The following is a 6,613-nucleotide window of genomic DNA, read 5'->3' as shown; positions in this document are numbered from 1 at the left end:
CGCGGAAACCATCTTGGCCAGCGGCCGCGAGTGGCCGCACCGACAGGCCGAACATATGGACGCAAGCGATCCGATCCGTTCTGAAAATCTCTTGCTGCACGGGGGCCGTCCACATATGGGTCCCGGGCCCGGCGCTGACACGCCGCCCCGGGACGACGAGCCGGAGAACTTCGCATGCAAACTATGCCACGCCCGCGCGGCGCGTGTTGACCGCGCGGCCGCGGCCGCTACCATGACGGGACGATCGTCGTGACGCGCCTCCATGTTGCGGCGCGGCGATCGGACGGCATCAAGCCGGGCTCGACACCGAGCCGGACATGAAAACGGCGATCAACGCCGGTTCAGGGAGGAACGTCATGAGCGACACCGGTCACATCGACCGGCGGGACCTGATGCTCGGCGCCGCCGTTTCGACTACCGCAATGGGACTTGGCGCAGGCCTAGGCGCGGTCCTGGGCTCGGGTCTCGGCCCGGCGCTGGCGGAGACCTATCCCATCCGCGCCGTCACGGTGATCAACCCGTTCCCGCCCGGCGGCGCCGCCGACGTGGTGGCACGGCCGTTCGCCGCCGTGGTCGAGACCGTCACCAAGCAGCCGATGGTGATCGAGACCAAGGCCGGGGCGGCCGGCGCGGTCGGCGCCCAGTTCGCCGCCGCCGCCAAGCCGGACGGATACACGCTGCTGATGCACATCGTCTCGATCTCCGGCTTCGCCGAGGTCGACCGGCTGTTCGGCCGCAAGCCGAAGTTCACCCGCGACGACTTCGTGCCCATCGCCCGGCTGATCGCCGACCCTTGCGTGCTCGTCGTCAACGACCAGCAGCCCTACAAGACCCTGCAGGAGTTCATGGCCGACGCGAAGGCGCGGCCGAACGCGCTGATCTTCTCGTCGTCGGGGCTCTACGGCGCGCTTCATCTGCCGATGGCGCTGTTCCTCAAGGCGGCCGGCCTGCAGGTGCGCCATCTGCCGACCGCCGGCGGCGGCCCCGCCGTCACGGCGCTCATCGGCAACAACGCGCAGGCGCTGGTGTCGTCGATCGCCGCGGCGAGCGGCCAGATGAAGGCCGGCAAGGTGCGCCCGCTCGCGTGCTTCGGCGCGACGCGCGCGGCCTCGCTGCCCGACGTGCCGACCATGAAGGAGCTCGGCTTCGACATCGAGTATTACCTCTGGGTCGGGCTGTTCGCGCCGAAGGGCACGCCCGAGCCGGTGGTGACGCGGTTGCGCGAGATCACCCGCGAGGCGGTCGCCACCGACGCCTTCAAGCAGGCGATGAAGAACATCGGCCAGGATGTCGCCTATCAGGACCAGGCGGAGTTCAAGGCGTTCTGGGACGCCGACGCGCGCCGCATCGAGGACGCGGTGCGCAGCATCGGCAAGGTGGAGGGATGAGGGGCCGCCTGATGACGGCCGCCCCGTCGCCCTTGCCGATCGTCACGCACGGCGCTGGCGCTCCTTCTCCCCGCGCGCGGGGAGAAGGGTGGGATGAGGGGGCACCTCGGCAATACAAAGAGACAGCGACTCGCGGAGACGCCCCCTCCCCCGACAGTCGCGCCGGGCGCGCGACTGTCGACCTCTCCCCGCGCACGGGGAGAGGTGACGAACGTGCCGCGCCCAGGCGCATCTTCATCCACGGAGCCCCGCGATGACCCTCCGCCGCGACACTGTCGCCGGCGCCGCGTTCGTCGTGCTCGCCGGGCTCCTGTGGTGGCTCAGCGACGACCTGCCGGTCGGCTCGCTCGCCATGCCGGGCGCCGGCATGATGCCGATGATCGCGATCGGCCTCGTGGCGCTGTTCGGTGCCGTGCTGCTGGTCCGCGGCGCGAGCACGCCTCCGATCACGGCGGCGCACTGGAGCGACGCCGACCACGCGGTGCGCGTGATCGTCTTCGCCGAACTCGCCACCGCGCTCTACACCCGGCTCGGCGTCCTGATCACGATGTCGCTTCTGCTGTTCGGTCTCGTGGCGCTGGTCGAGCGACGGGGCATCCTTCGGGCGGCCGTGTTCGCGGTCGGAGTCACGGTGACGCTGTGGGCGGTGTTCGGCATGCTCCTGAAGTCTCCGCTCCCCACTGGCTCGATCTGGAGCTGAGACCCGACGCGACACGAGACACACAGCAAGACGCCACTCCGGCGCCGGCACGGGACTTCACGTGGACGCAACCTTCGACAGCCTGCTGATCGGCTTCTCGGTCGCCCTGCAGCCGGACGTGCTGCTCTACGCCTTTCTCGGCTGCCTGGTCGGCACGCTGGTCGGCATGCTGCCCGGCATCGGCCCGCTCGCCGGCATCTCGATCCTGCTGCCGGTGACGTTCGGGCTCGACGCCACCAAGGCGATCGTGATGCTGGCCGGCATCTATTACGGCTCGCAGTACGGCGGCTCGACCACCTCGATCCTGATGCGCATCCCGGGCGAGGCCGCCTCGGTGATGACCTGCATCGACGGCTACGCGATGACGCAGCGCGGGCGCGGCGGCGCGGCCCTGTGCATCGCCGCGGTCGGCTCGTTCGTGGCCGGCACGTTCGGCGTGATCATGCTGACGCTGGTCGCACCGCCGCTCGGCGCCTTCGCGCTGCGCTTCGGCCCGCCCGAGTACACGGTGCTCCTCGTGCTCGGCCTCGTCTTCCTCGCCTACATGTCGTCGACCTCGCTGGTGCGCACGCTCCTGATGGCGAGCGTCGGGCTGATGCTCGGCATGGTCGGCATCGACGTGATGACCGGGCATTTCCGCTGGGCCTTCGACATCCCGGAGCTCGGCGACGGCATCGGCATCGTGCCGGTGGCGGTCGGCCTGTTCGGGCTCGGCGAAATACTTTCGACCCCGAGCCGCAACGTCACCACGGCCGTGGTGGCGCCGAAGCTCGCCGAGCTGATGCCGACCCGCGCCGAGTGGCGCGAGGCGGCGGCGCCGATCGGCCGTGGCAGCGTGCTCGGTTTCCTGGTCGGGATCATTCCGGGCTCCGCCCACATCATCTCCAGCTTCCTCTCCTACGCGCTGGAGCGGCGGCTCTCGAAGACGCCGGAGCAGTTCGGCAAGGGCGCCGTCGCCGGCGTCGCCGGACCGGAGTCGGCCAACAACGCCGCGTCGACGGGCGCCTTCGTGCCGATGCTGGCGCTCGGCCTGCCGACCGGCCCGGTGACGGCCGTGCTGATGGCGGCGCTGCTGATCCACGGCGTGCCGCCGGGGCCACAGCTCGTCAGCGAGCACCCGAACGTGTTCTGGGGCTTCGTCGCCTCGATGTATGTCGGCAACCTGATGCTGCTCGCCCTCAACCTGCCGCTGGTCGGCCTGTTCGTCAGCGTGCTGCGCATCCCCTACGCCTATCTCTATCCGCTGATCGTGATGTTCTGCATCGTCGGCGTCTACGAGGTGAACCACTCGGTCGTCGACGTATGGATCATGCTGGCGATGGGCGTGCTCGGCTACGTGCTGCGCAAGTTCGACTTCGACCCGGCACCGCTGGTGCTCGGCCTCGTCATCGCCCCGATCCTGGAGATGAGCCTGCGCCAGTCGCTGGTCATGTCGAACGGGCACTGGAGCATCTTCGTCGAGCGGCCGATCGCCGCCGTGCTCCTCGCCGTCGTCGCCGGCCTGCTCGTCCTCTCGGCGGCCTCGCTGCTGCGTCGACGCCGCGACTGGCGGGCCCGCCTCGCCGCCGAGGAGGCCGGCGACACCGCCTGACACGGCGTCCTGCCCTGCCGCCGCGACATGACGGACGCGGAACGAAGCGGCGGCTCGCGCGTTGATTCATCCCGCCGAAACTCGGCGGAGCGGAGCAGTGCAGAGGACCCCCCATGCGCAAATCATCCACCGTGGCCGTCGCCGTGGTCGCGGCCGCCGCGATCGCGATCGGCGGCTTCGGTCCGACGCCGGCCGTCGCGGCTTCGACCGGCAAGGCCGGACCCGACCTCACCAGCGGAACGGTCGAGGCCGGTGCCCAGCGTCGCTACTATCGCGGCGGGCGCTATTATCGCGGCGCGCCGCGCGGCGTCCCCTATGCGGTCGGCGCCGCCGCCGCGACCATCATCGGCATCGCGGCCGCCAACGCCGCCGCGCGGCGCAGCTATTACTACGCGCCCTACGGCTATTACGGCGGACCGCCGCCGGCCTACGGCTATTACGGCCCCGGTTACGCGCCTTACGGCTACGCGCCCTACGGTTATTACGACCGCTGGTGAACCGGAGCCGAGCCGGGGCCGGCATGCCCGGGATGGCCGGCCAGGAGCGAATAGGCCGGCACCGCCGGCCTGAGCGCGACGGCGTCGCCACGCGACGCCGTTTTTTGTGTGCGATGCGGTCGAATCCGTTTTTCGCACGGCATAGTCCGCTATCGTTCGACCATGGCTGATTCGATCGATCGGTTGTTTCGGGCCGTCCTGGCCGCCAAGGATGCCAAGCCGTCGAGCTCGCGGACGGCGCGGCTCGTCCATTCCGGGCGCGCCAAGATCGCCAAGAAGGTGGCCGAGGAGGCCGCCGAGGTGATCATCGAGGCGATGGACGACCACCACGACAACGTCGTGCGGGAAAGCGCCGACCTCGTCTACAACCTCGCCGTGCTGTGGGCGGCGGTCGGCGTCAAGCCGGCCGAGGTGTGGAAGGAGATGCACCGACGCGAGCAGCTCTACGGCATCGCCGAGAAGCTGTCCAAGCGGCCTGCCAAGGCGCGCCGCAAGCGCCCGGCCGCCGCGGCGCTGCGCAAGCGCGGCTGAGCCGCGCTCGGTTTCAACCTATATCGGCCCGTCGCTCCGGGGTGACGGGCTCCGGCCCACACCGGATCGCCGTCCGAGGCGAGCAACCTCGGGTTTCCCCGGGGCTGCCTCGTCCGACGTGCCAAGCGCCACGACATCGCCTATAACGCAAGGTCTATGACGGTGCCGGCCGCCGCACGCCGGGCCCCCGAGACGAGCGCCGATGGATTCGCTGGACAAATACGTCTTCAAGACCGGCTTCAGCATGTTCCTGCTGGTCCTGTTCAGCCTGACCGGGGTGATCTGGGTGACCCAGATCCTGCGCCAGATCGACCTGATCACCGGTCAGGGCCAGACGGTGCTGACCTTCATCGGCATCACCAGCATGATCATCCCGACCCTGATGCTCATCCTGGCGCCGATCGCGATGCTGATCGCGGTCGTCTACACGCTGACCAAGCTGAACGGCGATTCCGAGCTCGTGGTGATGAGCGCCGCCGGAGTGTCGCCGCGGCGGTTGTTCCGGCCCTTCGCCATGCTGGCCGCCGTGGTCTCGATGCTGGTGATGATCATCGCGGTCTTCCTGTCGCCGTTCCTGCAGCGCGAGATGAACGACCGGCTCGCCAAGGTGCGGGCCGACGTGGTCGCCAACATCGTGCGGCCCGGTACCTTCACGTCGATCGAGCGCGGCCTCACCTTCCACATCCGCGAGAAGAAGACCGACAGCCAGTTCGGCGGCATCCTGATCGACGACTTCCGCGATCCGAAGGAGCGCGCCTCCATCCTGGCCGAGCAGGGCAACATCGTTCAGACCGGACGCGGCACCTATCTGGTGATGACGGACGGCTGGGTGCAGCGCCGCCGCGCCTCCGACCGCGACCCCACGATGGTCAAGTTCGAGCGCTACGCCTTCGACCTGTCGCCCTACACGGTGGCGAACCGGGTCTCCTACGGTCTGCGCGAGCGCTATCTGTGGGAGCTCCTGTTCCCCGATCCCGACGACAAGCTGCTCAAGACCTCGCCCAACCAGTTCCGGGTCGAGCTCAACGACCGACTCGTCGCGCCTCTCTATCCGATCGCCTTCGTGGTGCTCGCCTACATGCTGATGTGCACGCCGCGCTCGACCCGCCAGGGCCGCGTCGGCTCGACCGCCGTGGTGATCGTCGGCGTGTTCGCGTTGCGCATCCTGGGCTTCGCCTGCATGGCGATCGGCCAGAGCTCGCCGATCGCCCTCTATCTGCTCTATCCGGTCCTGCTCGGCGCCATCGGGCTCGGCCTGTTCGCCATCTACACGGGCCGCGGTCTCGAGCGCGACCTCACGCTCGACCTCGCCATGCTGCGCAGTCGCCTGCTCGCCCGGCTGCCGCGTCCGGCCTGGCGGTGAGCCTCGACATCGCCAACCGCGCCGGCGGCGGCCAGGCGCTCGTCGCGGCGGAGCGCGCGCGGCTGCGCATCGCGCTCGCCGTGGTGAAGCTGTTTCCCGGCGGCGGCCTGCAGCGCGACTGCCTCGCCATCGCGCGCGCCCTGCGGGACCGCGGCGCCGGCGTGACGATCCTCATCGCCGAGCGGGCGGCCGGGACCTTCGCCGACGATCTCCCGGTCGAGATCCTGAAGGCACCGGGGCGGACCAATCACGGCGTCCAGGCGGCCTTCGCGGCCGCGGTCGCGGCGGCCGCGCCGAGATTCCACGCGGTGGTCGGCTTCAACAAGATGCCGGGGCTCGACCTCCTCTACTGCGCCGACCCGTCGATCGCGGCCCGGATCCGGCGCGTGTCTTGGCGCGCGCTGCTGCCGCGCTACCGCGCCTTTCGGCGGCTGGAGGCCGGCGCCTTCGCGCCCGGCGCGCCGACCCGCCTGCTGCTGCTCGCCCGCCCGCAGGCGGCGGCCTACCGGGCCGCCTGGGGCACCGAGCCCGACCGCATCACGG

At 70.1% G+C, this 6,613-nt stretch carries 6 protein-coding genes and 1 pseudogene; all 7 read left to right on the top strand.

All coding sequences use genetic code 11. From position 1 onward, the window contains the following. The first annotated feature begins 356 nt into the window (after positions 1–356). Positions 357–1,388: a Bug family tripartite tricarboxylate transporter substrate binding protein gene (locus tag CCR97_RS17275; protein WP_170145983.1), complete on the top strand. Its 1,032-nt coding sequence runs from the start codon at positions 357–359 to the stop codon at positions 1,386–1,388. Positions 1,389–1,641: 253 nt separating this feature from the next. Beyond that, positions 1,642–2,088 carry a tripartite tricarboxylate transporter TctB family protein gene (locus tag CCR97_RS17270; protein WP_111359233.1) on the top strand — a complete coding sequence of 149 codons (447 nt, stop codon included), beginning with the start codon at positions 1,642–1,644 and terminating at the stop codon, positions 2,086–2,088. Positions 2,089–2,149: 61 nt separating this feature from the next. Continuing rightward, complete coding sequence (locus tag CCR97_RS17265) at positions 2,150–3,679, top strand: tripartite tricarboxylate transporter permease (protein WP_111359234.1); 1,530 nt, start codon at positions 2,150–2,152, stop codon at positions 3,677–3,679. 113 nt (positions 3,680–3,792) lie between these two features. Then, complete coding sequence (locus CCR97_RS17260; protein WP_111359235.1) at positions 3,793–4,176, top strand: hypothetical protein; 384 nt, start codon at positions 3,793–3,795, stop codon at positions 4,174–4,176. A gap of 162 nt (positions 4,177–4,338) precedes the next feature. Then, a complete protein-coding gene (gene hisE, locus CCR97_RS17255; RefSeq protein WP_111359236.1) occupies positions 4,339–4,707 on the top strand; it encodes a phosphoribosyl-ATP diphosphatase in 369 nt (122 codons plus the stop codon). Between the two features lie 202 nt (positions 4,708–4,909). Continuing rightward, on the top strand, positions 4,910–6,070 hold the full coding sequence (lptF, locus tag CCR97_RS17250) for an LPS export ABC transporter permease LptF (protein ID WP_111359237.1): 1,161 nt from the start codon (positions 4,910–4,912) through the stop codon (positions 6,068–6,070). Beyond that, positions 6,067–6,613, top strand: a pseudogene (locus CCR97_RS17245) (hypothetical protein); the annotation flags it as partial. The gene lptF and the pseudogene CCR97_RS17245, both read left to right, overlap by 4 nt.

Origin of the sequence: Rhodoplanes elegans, assembly GCF_016653355.1 — a bacterium.
GTDB lineage: Bacteria > Pseudomonadota > Alphaproteobacteria > Rhizobiales > Xanthobacteraceae > Rhodoplanes > Rhodoplanes elegans.
Note: the sequence above shows the minus strand (reverse complement) of the source record. Positions and strands in the feature narration are given on the sequence as shown.